The sequence below is a fragment of the Streptomyces sp. NPDC031670 genome (genome assembly GCF_055580545.1).
This window is the reverse complement of sequence record NZ_JBVILC010000032.1, coordinates 19,728-35,743: the sequence shown is the minus strand read 5'-3', so window position 1 is coordinate 35,743 and position 16,016 is coordinate 19,728. Positions and strand designations below refer to the sequence as shown.

Here is a 16,016-nt window from a genome sequence, read left to right as displayed (position 1 = left end):
GCTTGCGGGTGTCCGTGTGTGTCGCCGCGATCCGCCTCTGGCTGCGTCCGTGACAGGTCCCGGGCACCGGCTTACGCCGGATTTCCGGTTTGACCTTCCGCCTGGTAAATGGTCGGGTCAGGGTATGGAGACCAGCACGACCAGTGATCGAATACCCGCAGCAGCGGCCGCGCTCCTTGAGGCGCTCCTCAAGGGCGACAAGCCTGTCCATCACGCTCTGCGTGCACAGATCCCCCACCTCCGGCTGACCGGTCACTGCACATGTTCCTGCGCCAGCATCGACTTCGCTCTGGACAGGTTGTCGGTGCCCAGTGCGCCCGTCACCGAGAATCCCGTCGCCGATGCCACGGTGCTCGGTCCTGATGGACAGGCCGTCGGTGGCGCGCTGGTCTTCGCCTACGACGGCTACCTGTCCAACCTGGAGGTCTACGCCTGGGGCGATGAACAGATCACCCAGCTTCCCTCCCCGGACCGGCTCTGCTGACTCTTGCAGCAAACGGCCTTCCAGGGCCGGAGAGAGCCGCTGCCCAAGATCCGCCGGGCAGAACCCAGTGTCGAGCGATAGCCACGCATACAGACGGGCCGGGCCCGTTGAACGATCATGAATTCGCGCAGTTCCGTGCACTGTTGCGCCGCTACTGGCACACGACCTGGAGCAGTGGGAACTACTGCGGACCGACACCCCCTACGGAACGGCCTACCTCCACATGACACGCGCGCTGCCGCCGGGTACCACCACAGAGATGTACCGCCCCATCTGAGAGGTCACCCCCAGAACGCCGCGGCAACTGCCAGGGGCCGAACCCGGGCCGGCAAGGCTGTCGTTGTGTCGGCCGCCGCCAGCGATATCCAGAAACGAGAGCGCGCTTCGGAGCGTTGGGCGTTGGCGATTCGGTCGACCGTGGCTCCCGGTACAGCGCGCGTACAACATCGAATCCCGTTGTCGTCGCGGTCGGCGGCGCCCTTTACTGTGCAGATCACCCATGACGGTCCCGTCCCGCGCCGTGCCGCCCTGCGCGGACACGCGCCGCGACCCCCACCCCGCGACAAGGGAGCTTGCCATTCCTGACGAAACGGTTGTCCCTACGTCCAAGGGCGACGCCATCGCGCCCGCCTGGTGGCTGGAGGATCCGGAGCGCTGGGCCCTCCTTGAGTTCGAAGCAGCCCACGACGCTGACGGCCTGCCACTCGACCGGTACTGGAAGGACCGCAGGGACGTCCTGGATGACCTCATCCTCACCCCGGGACCGGTCGATCACGCCTTCGCCCGCTTCCTGCTGGAGCAGGAGACACGGTTCCACCGCCACTGCTGGGGCTTCAGCCGCACCATCGAGACCGCCGCGCTCCTGCTCGCCGAGCACCGCCGGCCCGAGGACATCTGGTGCCTGTGGCGAGCCATCTGTACGAGCTTCGACACCTGGTGCGGCCTGCCCCACCAACTGCTGCTCGCCGGGGGAGGAACGGCCCGCACGATCGCCTACGTCGCGGCTTCCGGGCACGAACAGCGAGACAATCTGCTGGAGCGTCTTCAAAGATGTTCCCAGGTGACGGACGACGACGTCACCGCACTCATGACCGAACGCCGCCGGTATTACACCGACACCCTCCGCGAACTCACAGACACGTAGCAGCACAGCAGGGGTCGCTGAGCAGCCGTTCTCCAGCACCTCCGTACCGTCACCAGGCGATGCCGCTGCCAGGTGACTGATCGGGCAGTGACAGCGAAGCCCCCGCCGGACACGGGTCTGCCTCGGGCATCGAGTATCCGGCTCTTTCGCGGCTGTTTTTCGTCGCTGGGGCCTGCCGTGCGACAGGCGTGGCTACGCTGGCTGGCTGTGGCAACCGGTGGGGCGCGGGTGGAGATCGGTGCGGTGCAAGCGGCATGGGACCAGGTCTGCCTCGTGCGCACGGGCCACGATCAGCGTCAGTGGCCTGCCCTGAGCCGGCGCATCGCTGATGCCACAGCCCTCTACGGTGCGCCGGAGCTGCTGCGCGGGACGCTGTTCCTCATGGACGGCGCACTGCACCGGACCGGCGCCGGGCAGCCCGGCCGCGCCGCCTTCGCCGAGAAATTCACCAACACGCTCATCGGCAAGCTGCGCCGCTGGGACGGTCTGGTGGAGTCGGCTGACCTGCCGATGGTGGCCCAGGCCGTGCGGGTGTCCTTCGACGACGGCGACCCGGTGGCCTGGCGCGAGAGGGCAGGGCCCGTGCCGGAGAGCGAACCCCGCGCGCTGACCGTGGCGGTCGCGCTCATCGCCAACTTCGTGGACACCGTGGACGGACCGGGCACGTGCGAACACGCTCTGCTGACGGCGCTCGGTGACGCTCTCGACTGACGGTTCCGGCAACGGCGCGCGCAGACCCGGCCGAGAGCACGTGGTGGCCCTGATAGGAGGCGCGCTGGGGCGTCGTCGACCAAGGGAGGCTGAAGATCCGGTCAGGAGCAGCCCATCGGCGGGCAAGAATCGCGCACGTCACCGTCTAGTCACCCCATGGTTCTACTCGCATAGACCACTGTGGTGGTGTCATACCGTCAGATGCCCGGGGTCCCTATCCGGGCCCAAGGTGACGGAGACCCCCCATGCGCATGCTCCCTCGGCTTGCCCCTGCTGCCGCGTTGGCTCTTGCCGCCGGCGCCCTCGGCCTGACCGCCGGCTCGGCCCACGCCAGCACGACAGCGACACCAGTGCCGGGCTCGTGTTCGCAGGCCTACCTGCCCTTGCCGGACCCGGTCTGCCAGCCCGGCGCCTACAACCCCGACGTCACCCAGACCACCATCAACTCGACGATCTGCGTGTCCGGCTGGACCTCCACGGTGCGCCCGCCCACCAGCTACACCAGCCCCCTCAAAATCCAGCAGATCGCCGCCTACGGCTACAGCGACACTGCCACCGCCGACTACGAGGAGGACCACCTCGTGCCCCTGGAGCTGGGCGGTGCGCCGCGGGATCCGCAGAACCTCTGGCCTGAGCCGCGCTACAGCGTCGGCGGGAAGAGCGCGGGGAACAAGGACACGGTAGAGAACCGGCTCAAGACGGCCGTGTGCAGCGGTCAGGTGAGTCTGGATGCCGCCCGGCACGCGATCGCCACTGACTGGACTACCGCGCTGGCCGCCGTCGGCCTGGGCTGACCCAACGACGCGAGCGGCGGCGGGCTGGCCAGGCGAGCGGCGCACGGCCTGTGGGACAGGTCAGCGCCGCTCTGCTTCGGCACACGGTCGAATACATCTTCGTGCCCCGATGGTGTCGTGGCCAATGCCTCCGCCCTCGTCCGCAGCCGGCGGCGGTACGGCAGCGCTTGCTTCTCCTTTGATGTCGATGCTCTGGTCGTGGACACTCGCACGATGAGCCACAGCATTGCCTCCGGACTGATCGAGCGAGGGGGGGACGGGCCCTGGTACCGGGTGCGCACGGAGTGTTTTGGCGTCGTTCGTGCCTTGAGGCGGATCTCGAATTTTGGCTCTGACCGTAGTTCCGTGATTTCCCAGGCCAGGGCTCGTGTGCGGGAACGTTCCGGCAGGGCACGACTGGCTCGTGGGGGTCTGCTCACTGGATGATGTGCTGTTCCCGGACGTCGATGTTCGCTTGGAGGCCGTGGAGTTCACGGCGGAGGTCCTGGTCGTGGTGGCGGCAGCCTGTGGCCCACCACCCAGATGCCCGGGATGCTGTGCCCGGGCCCGGAGAGTCCACTCCTCCTACGAGCGAAGGCTGGCCGAGCGGCCTCTGACGGGGATGAACTGCTGGTCAGGCTTCGGGTCCGGCGATTCTTCTGCGACCGGACCCGGTGCCAGCGCCGGACGTTCGTCGAGCAGGTAAATGGGCTGTGAGCGGTATCGCCGCTCCAGCCTGGGGCTGAAGGACTGGCAGCGTCAGGTCGCGGTCGAGCTCGGCGGCCGGGCCGGCGAACGGCTGTGCCGCTTCTTGCACCTCGTCGCCGGCCGCACCCGGCTGCTGGAACTCCTGGACCCTCCCACCGCTCCGGAACAATCCCCGCGGGTCCCCGGCGTCGACGGGTTCGCCTTCCGCAAGGGCCGCACCTACGGAACCCTCCTGGTCGACGTCGAGGCTGGCCGCGTCGTGGACGTCCTGCCCGACCGAACTTCAACTGGTGCAGTGGGGATTTTGTCAGCAGGGCGTATTCCTCGTCAGTGGCCGGGCTCTTGGTAGGAGCGGCAGTTAGAGATCATCTCATTTGGCGAGTCTGCGGTAGCAGATGAGAGTGCTGGCGATGCTGGCGAAGGCGAGGAAGTGGATGGCTTTGCGTTCGTAGCGGCGGTGGAGTCGGCGGCATCCGGCGAGCCAGGCCATGGTCCGCTCGATGGTCCAGCGGTGGCGGCCCAGTTTCTGGGAGGGCTCGATTCCCTTGCGTGCGATGCGGGGTGTGATGTTTCGGCTGCGGAGCCATTTCCGCAGGTGACGGTTGTCGTAGGCCTTGTCGGCGTGAAGCTTGGCCGGTCGCCGACGGCGGGTACCGCGGCGTGAGCGGATGGGCGGTATGCCACGGACCATCGGCTCAAGTGCCTGGCTGTCATGGAGGTTGGCGCCCGAGATACCGACCGAAATCGGTAACCCGGTCCGCTCGGTGATCAAGTGGATCTTCGACCCGTACTTGCCCCGATCCACAGGATTCGGGCCCGTCAGGTCCCCTTTTTCAGCGCCCGCATGTTCACCGAGTCGATCGCGCACCGCGACCAGTCCAGCTCGCCACGGGCCCCGAGCTCGTCCAGGACCAGGCGGTGCAGCTTCGCCCACACGCGCTGTCGGCTCCACTCCATGAAGCGACGGTGGGCGGTCGCCCCGGACGGGCCGAACACCGGCGGGACCTGCGACCACGTACACCCCGTCGTGGCCACGAAGATGATCGCCGCCAGCACCTCGCGATCCCCGTGGCGACGCCGCCCGCCCCCCTGAGGACGCACCGGCGCCTCCGGCACCACCCGCTGAAACAACTCCCACAATCCGTCCGGCACCAGACGCTCCACCATCAGCACACAGACAGACTACCCAACCCACCAAATGAGATGATCTCTTAGACGTGCCCCGGCGCGGTGAACGCTCGGCGTTCTAGTGGACGGATGCGGCACGTCGCGCTCAAGTCTCTGGAATGCTGGGCTCGTTGCCAGAATCGGGGCCAGGGGGCGCGTCGGTGGGTTGGCGGAAGCGGTTGATAGCGCCGGTGATCTCGCTTGGCGCGTTGGGAGTTGGTGGCCTCCACCTGGCCAGGCCGGACATCAAGATCGACGGCGCCACCCTGATCCTGGCCGCGATCGCGGTAGTGCCGTGGCTAGGTGATCTGTTCGAGAGCATTGAGCTTCCCGGCGGCGCCAAGCTCCAGTACCGCAAGCTGGAGGAGCGTGTGGAGGCTGCCGAACAGCGCGCCGAGGAGACACGGCTGGCCGTGAACGACGCGAGTCGCCAGGCGCGGGTCGCACTGGTGGCCGCCGGGGACGACCGTGGCCGGGGAGAGAGGGCGAACGAGGCGGTCAGTCGGCTCCTAGGTGAATTCACCGACCTGCGAATGAGGATGCCGTCTGGCGCAGCACGTACCTACCGCCAGGAGCAGATCGTCGCGGAGCTGGTCAGGCTGACACCACAGTTGGATGATTTCGACGTCGCTGACGCGCTCGGATCGGCCGACGGTGGTACCCGGCTGGCCGCCTACGCCCGCCTGTACGCCCTGCCCGAGGGAGACTTCCTGCCAGCTCTCGTGGCGGCAGCTACCGAGGAGGCCCACCCGTTCGCCCAGTCCTGGGCGTTGAACGCGGTCGCCGTGGTGATCGACGCCATCGGTCCGGGCAACGTCCGGCTGGCAACAGTACGGCGCCTACGATCGTGCCTCGCCCAACTCCCGTCGCACGCCTCGTATCGCACCCAGTCACTGCGCGCGATCCTGGGGCGCTTGGAGGAAGCGGCTGACTGAGCATCCACGAGCTCCGTCGGCTGTCATCGACCGGCAGCCACGGCCCCATCCGTCAAAGTGGCAACCTCCCATCAGGGTCGGGCAGTTGATCCCGGGCAGCGAATCAGCTCGGCGGTGGAAGCAGGGCTTCCTGCTGGCCGAATGGATCCGCCATGCCGAGCAGGACGCACCCAAGCCCATCAGCGGATTCGCCGGCTTCCTCCGCGGCGACCTCGCTGCCGTGACTGCCGCACTCACCCTGCGCTGGAGCTCAGGAGTCGTCGAAGGTCACGTCAACCGCGTGAAGACCCTAAAGCGAGCGATGTACGGCCGGGCATCCTTCTCGCTCCTGCGGACTCGGATCCTCACCAACTCATGAGTGCAGCGCCGTGCTACTGGTGATCGGTAGCCCGACCGGATCTGCGTATCGGCACGCCGAGGATCTCGTCGACCTGGCCGGCAACGATGTCGAGGAACGCCTGCCCGAACAGACACAGGGAGTGCTCCCAGGGGTGCCCGAAGCTGCCGGTCAGGAAGTCCTCCGTGAGATAGATGTAGTAGTCGCCATCCGGGTACGGGCTCAAAGGCCACCGCTCCTGCCCGGGACCTCCGACCATGCGGGGCCAGAATCGGAACGAGGCGTGCTGCCAGTCCAGTGCGAACATCCTGCCTTGCGGCAAAACGCAGGCCGTCAGCCCTTGCTCAACTACCTCGACAAGCCGCTCGAGTCGCTCGTAGTACGGATCGTCGTCCAAGGCCGCCAGGCTCCAGGTCAGCGAGGCCGCGGGCTCCTTGATTGCCGGCCATTTCGTCGGGTACACGCTGGGCCGGAACGCGAACTCCGCGCAGAACCGCTCCCATACACGGCGGTACTCAGCTTCCTGAAGCTCGACCACGGGTTCGTTCGTCATCTGCGGATGCTACCGACCAGTCCCATCGAGAGCACGTGAGTAGATTGATCACGGAACTCCGGTCAGAGCCCGTGCCACGGCCGAGGTTCGCCACCATCTGGCTCACCGCGGAGTCCTTCGGGTTCCTCACCCGTCGGCCGTATTCATCTCTCGCTTGCAGCATGGCCAGATCATCGCCCACGGGTCTGACACCACTCGATGAGCACCCAGTCGTACTCGGCGTTCCGCGACGGGACCGCGGCGGAGCACTACCAGACCCGGACGATGTCCCAGGAGAAGGGTGATCGTCGCCTTGAGCGGCTGGATTGAGGAACGTCCGGGGTGGAAGGACGCCTTCATGCGGAACAACATCAGCACCATGTTTGCGGACGCGGACTGACCCTGCCGTCCAGAAGGTCGGCAGGGTGATTGACCTGCTCTTTCAGTTGCGGCGCATCGGGGTGACGTCCGGGTTGGCCATCGGGGTGGTGGGTCGTGCGGCCTCGGGGGTGGCTAGCAGGGCGACGATGGTGACCGGCTTGTCGCAGTGCGGACAGTTCCGGACGGCCGTGGGCGCCGGTGGTGTCGACTGGGGACGCCGACGTCATCACTTCGCTTTTTGTGAGTGTGTACAGGTCCCAGGAGTCCGGGTCGCCGATGTACTGGTAGAGCGTCGGGCGTTGCTGCGTACCGCCTACGTTCCAGGCCGGCCATGAGCAGTCAGGCAGGGTGACCTGGACTTCCTGGGTCCAGGAGTTGTCACCGTCGTCGAAGGACCAGGTGCCCTCGCCGGTGCACGCCTTCACTGTGGTGTTGAAGTTCTCCTCGCGGTGTTCTTTGACGCCGGACGCGGTGACCTTGCCGTCCAAGGCGAACCTCAGCGTCGCGCCCTCGTTGTCCGACCACGTCCCGAGCAGTGCGGCAGGAGAGAGCGTCGGCGGCCGGTACGCCGTGAGAAGGTTCAGCTGCAGCGCCACGCCGCCCAGGACTCCGACACAGATCACCAACAGCCCGCCCCACCCCGCCACCGCGCCGGTCCGTCTCACCCACCGCGACCCCGTGACCCATGCCGCAAGAGCCAGCGCGGCGCTGGTCACCACCCACAGCACCGGACACAACGACCATGCGACGGCCCCGCCGACGGCGGCCGCCCACCACAGGGCTGCGAGCACAGCAGCCACCAGCAGCGGCCCCCACCACCACCTCTCGCGGCCACTGAATTTCCGCCCCAGCGCACCACCCACCCGAACCACGGGAAGCACGATGGCTCCCGACACGGCAGCGGCCAGCACCACACCTGCCACCGCGACACAGGGCACAGCCACCAGCCCGAGCGCGTAATTGCCCCCCACGTTGGGCGACTCCGTGGTCTGGTTGTACACGACCGTCACCACCAGAGCGAGCGCCGCCTCCACGAGCAGCACCACCGAAGAGGCCCACACCATCCGGTTGCCGGACACTTCATGCTTCACAGCCAGGACCTCTCCGAACACGGCGCGATAGCGCGGCTCGCCTGTTCACCGACCGCGTCAGCGCCATACTGCCAGGCCATTTGAACGCGTTCAAAATCGGGGTGCGCCCTCCGTCCCGGTCACTGAGCGGCTGCCCACGACACCAGGTGGGACTGAGATACAGCGCCGAACCCCACCCGGGACAGCATCCCCGGCGGTACTGACTCCGCCAAGAGGCTGCAGTTCCACGAGACTGCTGGGGCGCTTCCCGGTAGGGAAGTGCCCCAGCCCATAGCGGCCCCAGCGTCCGTCCCTAGCCACGCGTTTGTTGAACGGGCCGGTGGCGTGGCTGGTGCCGGAGTAGCGGTACAGGTCATCGCCCGAGGTGGGGGCCGGGAGGTCGCTGCGGCCGTCGCCATGGAGACCGCCGATGGATGGCGACGGCTTGGCCCCGCTGTTGCGGCCGGGGCGGTGGCGGAGGCATGGGGGCTGGCATGATGAGTGCATGACTGCCCACCGAAAGGCCGATGCCGCGTAGACGGCCAGGCGCCCTGCGCGCCGAACGATGTGGCCCTCGTATCTGGGAGGACCTGTCCCCGGACCGGATCCGCGGGCTCTCTGCCCGCACCAGCCTTGCGATACATCGGGTGGAGTGGCATTCCCGCGATTACTACATCTACCCCAGTGCCACTGCACGGGCGTTGCGGCGCTACCACGAGTTCCTGGCACAGCAGGGACGCGGCCCTCTCTACCTGCGCAACGCGCCGTGCTCGTGCCGCGGTTGCTCCTTCGACGACGTGCGTCATGCACGCGACGTGCTTGACCAGGTCCTGCAAGAGCTGCCTGTTCGCCCCCGCACGGAGCTGAAACGCCACGTGGCCGCCCTGGACGCCGCATACCGCGAGCGCACCCTGCCCGATCCATTCGCCCATCATCGACAGTGGCGCTCAGACCGGTGGTGGCGTCGCCGTATCGCCGACGGAGCCGAGGGCGGATGACGGCCTGCTACGCAACTCTGCCGCAGTCAAGTGATCACAGCGTGACCGGCACGGCGCCCCTTCTTCGGGGTCGGCCTGCAGCTGGGGCCGTACGCGCCGCTCCGTCCGCGCTCTCCATGCGCGCCACACAGCACGGGCGTTCCACCCTGTTGGGAGTGTTCTCCTGGGCGGCGGTGAACCTTTCCGCTCCCGAAGCCCGCAGGGACCGGCACTGGTTCGACCCGTTCACCGGCCCGGAGCGGGCCGGTGAGCGGGTCCAAGAACGGATCTGCGAGATGGACGGTGAGGCACCGCCGAAAGGTAGAGCGCCGCCACTGCTGCGAGCGCGCGGCAGCGGAACTCAGGCTGCCCGGACGGACCTGCCCCACACGGCGGATCAGGCAGAGGACTATGTGGGAGGCTCTTCTTGCATAACCGCCCACACACCTGTCGCTACGGCGCTACCGGGATCCGTCCACCGGCCAGGCATGCGCCGGGTGGCTCAGATCAAGTTGAGGGAGTTGTAGCCCCAGCCGATCTTGACGCGGTTGTCGAAGGGGTCGCGGGAGTCGCCGTTGCCGGAGTAGCGCCACAGAGTGCCGTCGTTGCCGCGGGCGACGAGGTCGCTGCGGCCGTCGCCGTCGAGGTCGCCGACGGACAGCAGGCGGTTGTAGGTGTTCCAGCCGCCGCCGATCTTCACCCGGCTGTTGAAGGGGTCGTTGCGGTTGCCGTTGCCGGTGTAGAGCCACAGCGTGCCGGCCTTGTCGCGGGCGACGATGTCGGTGCGGCCGTCGCCGTCGAGGTCGCCTTGTCCGGCGATCTCGGTGTACTGGCCCCAGCCGCCGCCGACCTTGGTGCGGGCGGTGGCGCGGCCGTCGGCGTACCCCAGGTAGAGCCACAGGACACCGGACTTGTCCACCGCGATCATGTCGGACTCAGCGGCCCCGGCGAGGTTACCGGGGGAGAGGACCTTGTTGTAGATCTGCCAGCCCCCGCCGATGGTCCGGGTGGAGGGGTCCTGGTTGGGCTTGGCCGTGGTGTAGAGCAGCTTGCCGTCCTTCAGGACGCTCCAGGCGCCGTCCTTGACGCCGTCCTTGTCCTGGTCGACCTGGAGGTAGTGCTTGAAGGCGCTGAAGTTGGCGACAGTGGGCCAGGACGCCTCAAAACCGCCACGGCCGTCGGGGTAGTGCCAATTCAGCCACCCGTCCCGCTCGACAGCGGCCATGGGGAAGGTGGCCGTCCGCTCCCAGGTACCGGCCGCCGCCCGGGGCGCGGCCAGCTTCCCCTTCACCTGCGGAGCCTGGTGCCGCTCGGCGGCCTGGGCGCTCTTGGTGGCCTCCCCCGCAGGGTTCCCGGCCGCGAAGGCGGTAGTGGCGGTGGCGGCCAGCGCCGCGGCGATCGCGGCGGTGTTCAGCGTGCGCTTGATGAACTGCATGAAGGACTAGCCCCCCGGCTGGTCAGAAGATGGCGCGATTGGTCTGTACCGCACCCTTGAGGATTTGCACCTTACACAGGTCCCTCACCGCCCCCTCACAGCAGGGCTGTCAGCTGTTCGCGCAGGCGAACGGAGCCACACCGAACACAGCGTGGCCCGCGCACCGCGCGCACACTGCGGAGTGCCGACTCATCCGTTCACCACGACACGGCGCGCGGATGCCGGCAGCGCAGGCCCGCCGCAGGTGACGGACTCAGGCCCGCATGCGCTCCACGGCGTCCGCAACCGGGGAATGAGTGTTCCCTTATCCGAGGCCGGGAGGTTACGGTCAGGGGCACGCAAGATCGGCAAAGAGGGGGATCTTATGCGTGCCACTCCTGTCCTGCCCGGACGGCCTCCGGGGATCCGCAAGGATGCCGACGGGCTGACTGCGCGCCAGCGCGCTGTGCTGACCTGTGTGGCGGAGTCCCTGCGCATGCGCGGGTACCCGCCCTCGATGCGGGAGATCGGTGCGAGCGTCGATCTGGCCAGCACCAGCTCGGTGGCCCACCAGCTCCATACACTCCAGGGCATGGGACTGCTGTGCCAGGACCCCAACCGGCCCCGCACCTACGTCCCCACCGCGCAGGGACGACGTATCATCAGCGCCCACTCCACGCCCGCGCCGTCGGACGCGGAGCTGTCCGCCAGGGTCGCGCAGGCCGGACCCACATCCGGGATGGTCCAGGTACCTCTGGTCGGCCGGATCGCGGCCGGCGCCCCGATCCTGGCCGAGCAGGACGTCCAGGACGTGCTCGCGATGCCCGTGGCCCTGGTCGGCCGCGGGGAACTGTTTGCCTTGAAGACCGTGGGCCAGAGCATGCGGGACGCCGGCATCCTCGACGGTGACATCGTCACCGTCCGCCGCCAGGCCAGCGCCGAGCCCGGCGACATCGTGGCAGCCCTCACCGCCGACGGCGAGGCCACAGTGAAGAAGCTTCGCTTGACCGATGACGGCGCCTGGCTCACCCCCTGCAACGCCGACTTCTCACCGATACCGCTCGGCGAAGACGGGCTCATCCTGGGCAAGGTAGTCGCGGTCTTGCGGTCCCTGTAACAGTGCGGTGGGGCCAACCTCAGGCCGTACGGTGCCGTGCCTTCCTGAGTCAGTCCCATCGGAGGAAGAAGGTGACGAACGCGGCGACGAGCAACGACAGGACCGCAGGCCCACCCTGGCGGGGAAGTAGACCAAGTACCGCCAGTTCTTCCGGCAACGGGCATGGATGCCGGAGCGGGACCGCGGCGCCGATTCCCCGCTCCCCCGCCCGACTGCTGGAACACAGAGCCGTGCCGTGGCGGGCGGGGGAGCGGGCCGGACGTGCGGAACCCTGGGGCCGAGAAGGAGGAGGCAGGCGGCCCGCCCCCGAGAGGCCGGACCCGGTCGTCTCCGCCTTCTGGGTCGCAAACCTAAGGCCGTCGTGTTGTCAGTCCCCGCACGTAGCATCCGCTCGTGAACCCTCAATCACGACTGCCCCAGGGCATCGCTCTGCCGCCCGGCCGCCTGATCACCTCGGACGAAGGCGACGGCGAGGTACAGCCACTGTGGCTCAGCGATGCGCCAGCTTCGGTCGAGCTGTGGTCCCGGCTGCGTGCCGGACACGCCGCCTCAGGACTGTGGCCGCTCCTGCTCGACGCCCTGGACCCGCAGGATGCCGACTTCCGCCCCTGGGGCTGCGGTGAACTCTGGCCCGAGCGCATGTCTTCTCCGGCCGACCACGACCCCGCGACCCTCCTGGCCCGCTGGTGGCACGCCTACACGGACGCCGGCGAAGACCGGCCAACGGCGGGCGAGCACCCCGCCGCCACCGCCTCCTTTGACAGGACCTGGCCGGGCCTGGCCCCCACACCCACGGCCGTAACGGACCCCGACGTGATTGCTGCGCAGTACGCGCGCTCCTTCATGGAACGCAACCCGCACGCGCGGCTCGGGCTCGTCACAGCGGACCGCGGCGCCGACGCCCTCGCCGCGTCCGGCTGGACGGGACCGGTCAACTACGACAACGACACCGCCACCTTCGCCGCCGTCGTGCGCGACTGGGAGGACCGTTTCGGCGCCCGCGTCGTCGGCGTCGGATTCAGCACGCTCTACCTCAGCATCGCCACGCCTCCCACCCGCACCGACGACGCCCTGGCCGTCGCCGCCGAGCACTTCGCCTTCTGCCCCGACACCCTCTGGCAGGGCTCACACCCGGACCTGGCCTCCTACGCCATGGACCTCATCGACCTCCACCGATGGGAGTTCTGGTGGGACTGAACCCGCAGAAAGCGGCGCGCCACGGCCCAACTGACAGCCGATGCGCAAACCAGACACGTCCCGGGTCCACCAGGTGGCGGCGCCCGGCGCTGCGACGCCATAGTCCCTTCAACTGCCCATGGCCGGGCGTGGACTGTGACGCGCACTCCGCGCGTGAGGTCAGAAATGTCTCCGTGCACTCCAGTCGCCACATAAGTGGCGGCGAGTGCGACCCCGTTTCATCACCATCTTCCCTGGGGGGAACCTTGTCTTTTGGGCGTGCCCTGCGCACTGGCCGTCTCGCGGCCTGCACCGCTCTGGCCCTGTCGGCCGGGATGCTCCTGTCCGGTACGGCATCGGCCCAGCAGGCGCCGGCGGCACCCCACACGGCAGCCGTCCCCGTCCAGCCCGAGCCGGCCCACCCCTCGTTCACGCTGCCGGCCCGCAGCGCCCACCAGCTGGCCGGCGCTGCCGCGGCCGGTGCGGCCAAGCCCCGGTTCGACCTGGACGGCAGTGGCGTCTCCGAACTCCTCTACCGCACGCCCAGCGGCAAGTGATGGCTGCAGACGTTCAACGGGGCGGACGAGTCGCAGTACTCCTTCCCCTACCACGAGAGTGAGTGGCTGAAGGATGTCCTCACGCCGGGCGACCTCACCGGCGACGGGCGCCCCGACCTGCTGGCACTGTCGTCGAACGGCACCCTCACCCTCTACCCGCAGGCGAACACCGCCTCCGCCGGCAACCCCGGCTGGTCCAGCGGCGGCTGGAACGCCTACAGCAAGATCATCACCCCCAGTGACGTCACCGGCGACGGCAAGCCCGACCTGCTGGCCCGCACCCCCGGGGGCGACCTGTACCTCTACCCCGGCTCGAACACCGGCGGCGACCCGTTCGCCGGCAAGGTGAAGGTCGGCGGCGACCTGCTGGCCTCCAACTCCCGTGGTGAACTTTTCCGTTGCACCGCCAACGGCTACGGCGGCTTCCAGTCGCGGGTGAAGCTCGGCGACGGCTGGAACACCTACCACGACCTGTACTGAGGCGCGGGGCGGGCGATGCCTGCCCATGTGAGGTGAGTGCCCCGCCTCCGGTGAACTGACCGCAAGGTCGCCCGGGGGCGGGGCGCTCCCATCTCGACGCTCCAGGGGAGCGCGCAGGGCAGCACATGACCACGTTTAGGGTTCGGTCATGCTTGAGATCGTGGTGAGGACGGAGAACGGGGAGCGGCACGCCAAAGTGTCCGCCGAGGAGCTGGCAGGGCTGGTGCGGCGGATCGGCGGTGACGGCGACCGCTTCCTGGTGATTCAGCGCATACCCGACCTGCCTGACGTCTTCGCCCAGGTGTGGCATGAGGCGGGCGGTGACTACACGCTGGAGTACCGCGACGGTGCCGCTGACCGCCAATTCCAGGCGACGGCTGACGAGCCCGGCTCCGTGATCGCAGTGCTCACCGGCTGGGCCCGTCAGGAGCGCGGCTGGGACGCCGGCCCGGCGTGGTCGCTGCTGGACCTGGGCCCCGCCCCACAGGTACCGCCGCTCGACCTCGGCGCCGATGAGCGGGCGGAGCTGGAGAGACGCGTCCGCGAGGTACTGGCCGGCGGCTATGCCTCCCGCGCCGAACTGGCCGAGCTCGCCGAAGATTATCTGATCACCGAGGACCGCAGGCCCCTCTCGCCCCAGCAGGCGCAGGAGCTGGCCGACCGGCTGTGGCTGGAGCGGGTCGCCGAGCAGGCGACCTGGCAGGGCGAGACGGACCCCGAGAAGCTGACCCGCGCGTTCACCGCCCTGGAGGAAGCCGGCATCACGGCTCGGGAGAACTTCACCTGCTGCCGCAGCTGCGGCCAGAGCGAGATCGCAGAGGAAGCCGGCCCCGATGCCCGCGGCTTCGTCTACTTCCACACCCAGTGCACGGACTCCGCTACCGCAGGCGGCGGACTGATGCTCCTCTACGGCGGCTTCGACGGCTCACCCGAGACCACGACGGCCATCGGCCGCGAGGTCGTGGCCGCACTCAATGCAGCAGGCCTCCACACCGAGTGGGACCACGACCCCGGCCGAGCCATCACCGTCACCCCCATCGACTGGCGCCGCCGCCTGATCGGTTAAAGCGCGCCCTGTTACACCGCCCGGCCCTGCTCAGGCGTGATGGTTTGCTCGCGCTGCTCACGTCAGAGGAAGCCAGCAGCACGGAGCGCCTCTCTTCGCGCGTTCTCCGGGCTGGGGCTGGTGGTTGCGTTGACTGGCCGGTGGGCGAGGATGGCAGGCGAGCACATCATGGCGCGGAAAGGGGAACGGGCGTGTACCAGCAGCCGGGCAATTCGTATGGGCCTCCGCAGACACCGGGGCCGGGGTTCGGGCCTGTCTACCCTCCGGTCCCGACGCCGCCACGGCGTCGCTCGAAGAGACGGCTGGCACTGCTCGCCGCGAGCCTGACGTGCGCGTTGGTTGCGGCCGCGACAGGCGGCTACGCGTATGGCCGCCACACCGGCAACAACGCCGACAGCACGACTGGACCCACCAGCACGCGCAGTACTCCGCCGGCCGACACGCGTCCCTATCAGCTCACCGCGCCGCACAGCGTGCTGGGCGGTGCCTTCGTCTACGACGCGTCGCTTACCAGTCCTGTCCCGGCATCAGCCGTGGACGACTACACCGCTCTCGGCATCTCCAACCCCACGCCTGTCCGCATCGCCTATAAACCGAGCAGTTCCGCCTCGCGGCAGACCGTCCATTTCACCGGCGCCTGGGGGTCGATCAGCGCCCCCGAGCAGAGCGTCGACCGGGACTTCGCGAAGATGGCCCAGAACGCAGCCGAGGGACCGAAGGGGTACACCAAACTCGTCGGCCCCCTCCAGAGGATGCATCCCAGCGGACTGGGCGACGCCGTGATGAAGTGCCAGAACTTTCGTACAGAGGTGAATCAACACACCATCACGACTCCCCTCTGCGTCTGGGCCGATCACTACACCCTCGGGGAGGTCCTCGTCGTTGACCCCGGCGCCCTGGTCAACGGCGGCACGGGAGTCAGCCTCGGCGAGAACGCGGACACCGCCGCCAGAATCCGCAACGACGCCCGCGAACCGCGCTAACGCC

Annotated in this window: 17 protein-coding genes and 1 pseudogene; 14 read left to right on the top strand and 4 right to left on the bottom strand. The window is 68.4% G+C overall.

Annotated elements, in window-relative coordinates; all coding sequences use genetic code 11:
- Positions 1-124 precede the first annotated feature (124 nt).
- From ACZ5ID_RS34695 to ACZ5ID_RS34680, 4 genes are all read left to right on the top strand, one after another.
- Positions 125-484, top strand: a complete 360-nt coding sequence (locus ACZ5ID_RS34695) for a hypothetical protein (RefSeq protein WP_468906170.1) — start codon at positions 125-127, stop codon at positions 482-484.
- 499 nt (positions 485-983) lie between these two features.
- The gene (locus ACZ5ID_RS34690) at positions 984-1,628 is read left to right on the top strand and encodes a hypothetical protein (protein ID WP_468906134.1); all 645 of its coding nucleotides are present in this window, start codon (positions 984-986) and stop codon (positions 1,626-1,628) included.
- A gap of 243 nt (positions 1,629-1,871) precedes the next feature.
- A complete protein-coding gene (locus ACZ5ID_RS34685; protein WP_468906132.1) occupies positions 1,872-2,339 on the top strand; it encodes a hypothetical protein in 468 nt (155 codons plus the stop codon).
- A gap of 281 nt (positions 2,340-2,620) precedes the next feature.
- Positions 2,621-3,133 carry a hypothetical protein gene (locus tag ACZ5ID_RS34680; protein WP_468906130.1) on the top strand — a complete coding sequence of 171 codons (513 nt, stop codon included), beginning with the start codon at positions 2,621-2,623 and terminating at the stop codon, positions 3,131-3,133.
- A gap of 1,057 nt (positions 3,134-4,190) precedes the next feature.
- Here ACZ5ID_RS34680 and ACZ5ID_RS34675 read toward each other — a convergent pair.
- A protein-coding gene (locus tag ACZ5ID_RS34675; RefSeq protein ID WP_468906161.1) for an IS5 family transposase occupies positions 4,191-4,987 on the bottom strand; the annotation gives its coding sequence in 2 pieces (ribosomal slippage) (positions 4,191-4,651 and positions 4,651-4,987; 798 coding nt in all).
- Between the two features lie 191 nt (positions 4,988-5,178).
- On the opposite strand from ACZ5ID_RS34675, the gene ACZ5ID_RS34670 reads away from it, so the two are divergent.
- Positions 5,179-5,922, top strand: a complete 744-nt coding sequence (locus ACZ5ID_RS34670) for a hypothetical protein (protein ID WP_468906128.1) — start codon at positions 5,179-5,181, stop codon at positions 5,920-5,922.
- A gap of 85 nt (positions 5,923-6,007) precedes the next feature.
- Entirely contained in the window at positions 6,008-6,280 is a 273-nt protein-coding gene (locus tag ACZ5ID_RS34665) for a transposase (protein ID WP_468906125.1), read from the top strand.
- Positions 6,281-6,293: 13 nt separating this feature from the next.
- Here the strand turns inward: ACZ5ID_RS34665 and ACZ5ID_RS34660 are convergent, their stop codons facing one another.
- Positions 6,294-6,812 (bottom strand): DUF2716 domain-containing protein, encoded by a 519-nt coding sequence (locus ACZ5ID_RS34660; RefSeq protein ID WP_468906123.1) that lies wholly within the window; start codon positions 6,810-6,812, stop codon positions 6,294-6,296.
- A 350-nt stretch (positions 6,813-7,162) separates the two neighbouring features.
- The gene (locus ACZ5ID_RS34655; protein ID WP_468906120.1) at positions 7,163-8,263 is read right to left on the bottom strand and encodes a hypothetical protein; all 1,101 of its coding nucleotides are present in this window, start codon (positions 8,261-8,263) and stop codon (positions 7,163-7,165) included.
- Positions 8,264-8,889: 626 nt separating this feature from the next.
- Here ACZ5ID_RS34655 and ACZ5ID_RS34650 point away from each other — a divergent pair.
- Positions 8,890-9,240, top strand: a complete 351-nt coding sequence (locus tag ACZ5ID_RS34650; RefSeq protein WP_468906118.1) for a hypothetical protein — start codon at positions 8,890-8,892, stop codon at positions 9,238-9,240.
- A gap of 481 nt (positions 9,241-9,721) precedes the next feature.
- On the opposite strand, the gene ACZ5ID_RS34645 is transcribed toward ACZ5ID_RS34650, so the two are convergent.
- Positions 9,722-10,654: an FG-GAP repeat domain-containing protein gene (locus ACZ5ID_RS34645; RefSeq protein WP_468906115.1), complete on the bottom strand. Its 933-nt coding sequence runs from the start codon at positions 10,652-10,654 to the stop codon at positions 9,722-9,724.
- A gap of 364 nt (positions 10,655-11,018) precedes the next feature.
- Here ACZ5ID_RS34645 and lexA point away from each other — a divergent pair, with 364 nt between their 5' ends.
- The 7 genes and pseudogenes from lexA (at position 11,019) to ACZ5ID_RS34610 (ending at position 16,012) form a co-directional block, all read left to right on the top strand.
- Complete coding sequence (lexA, locus tag ACZ5ID_RS34640; protein ID WP_468906113.1) at positions 11,019-11,750, top strand: transcriptional repressor LexA; 732 nt, start codon at positions 11,019-11,021, stop codon at positions 11,748-11,750.
- A 393-nt stretch (positions 11,751-12,143) separates the two neighbouring features.
- Entirely contained in the window at positions 12,144-12,947 is an 804-nt protein-coding gene (locus ACZ5ID_RS34635) for a DUF4253 domain-containing protein (protein ID WP_468906111.1), read from the top strand.
- A gap of 245 nt (positions 12,948-13,192) precedes the next feature.
- Positions 13,193-13,483 (top strand): hypothetical protein, encoded by a 291-nt coding sequence (locus ACZ5ID_RS34630; RefSeq protein WP_468906109.1) that lies wholly within the window; start codon positions 13,193-13,195, stop codon positions 13,481-13,483.
- Positions 13,484-13,486: 3 nt separating this feature from the next.
- Positions 13,487-13,819: pseudogene (locus ACZ5ID_RS34625) on the top strand (FG-GAP repeat domain-containing protein); the annotation flags it as partial.
- A gap of 9 nt (positions 13,820-13,828) precedes the next feature.
- Positions 13,829-13,963, top strand: coding sequence for a hypothetical protein (locus tag ACZ5ID_RS34620; protein WP_468906107.1), 135 nt, complete (start codon positions 13,829-13,831; stop codon positions 13,961-13,963).
- 148 nt (positions 13,964-14,111) lie between these two features.
- Complete coding sequence (locus tag ACZ5ID_RS34615; protein WP_468906105.1) at positions 14,112-15,029, top strand: DUF6891 domain-containing protein; 918 nt, start codon at positions 14,112-14,114, stop codon at positions 15,027-15,029.
- Positions 15,030-15,220: 191 nt separating this feature from the next.
- Positions 15,221-16,012, top strand: a complete 792-nt coding sequence (locus tag ACZ5ID_RS34610) for a hypothetical protein (RefSeq protein WP_468906103.1) — start codon at positions 15,221-15,223, stop codon at positions 16,010-16,012.
- Positions 16,013-16,016 lie beyond the last annotated feature (4 nt).

Coding starts and splice junctions, on each gene's coding strand:
- ACZ5ID_RS34695 (WP_468906170.1), top strand. CDS start 125: ATGGAGACCAGCACGACCAGTGATCGAATACCCGCAGCAGCGGCCGCG.
- ACZ5ID_RS34690 (WP_468906134.1), top strand. CDS start 984: ATGACGGTCCCGTCCCGCGCCGTGCCGCCCTGCGCGGACACGCGCCGC.
- ACZ5ID_RS34660 (WP_468906123.1), bottom strand. CDS start 6,812: ATGACGAACGAACCCGTGGTCGAGCTTCAGGAAGCTGAGTACCGCCGT.
- ACZ5ID_RS34645 (WP_468906115.1), bottom strand. CDS start 10,654: ATGCAGTTCATCAAGCGCACGCTGAACACCGCCGCGATCGCCGCGGCG.
- lexA (WP_468906113.1), top strand. CDS start 11,019: ATGCGTGCCACTCCTGTCCTGCCCGGACGGCCTCCGGGGATCCGCAAG.
- ACZ5ID_RS34615 (WP_468906105.1), top strand. CDS start 14,112: ATGCTTGAGATCGTGGTGAGGACGGAGAACGGGGAGCGGCACGCCAAA.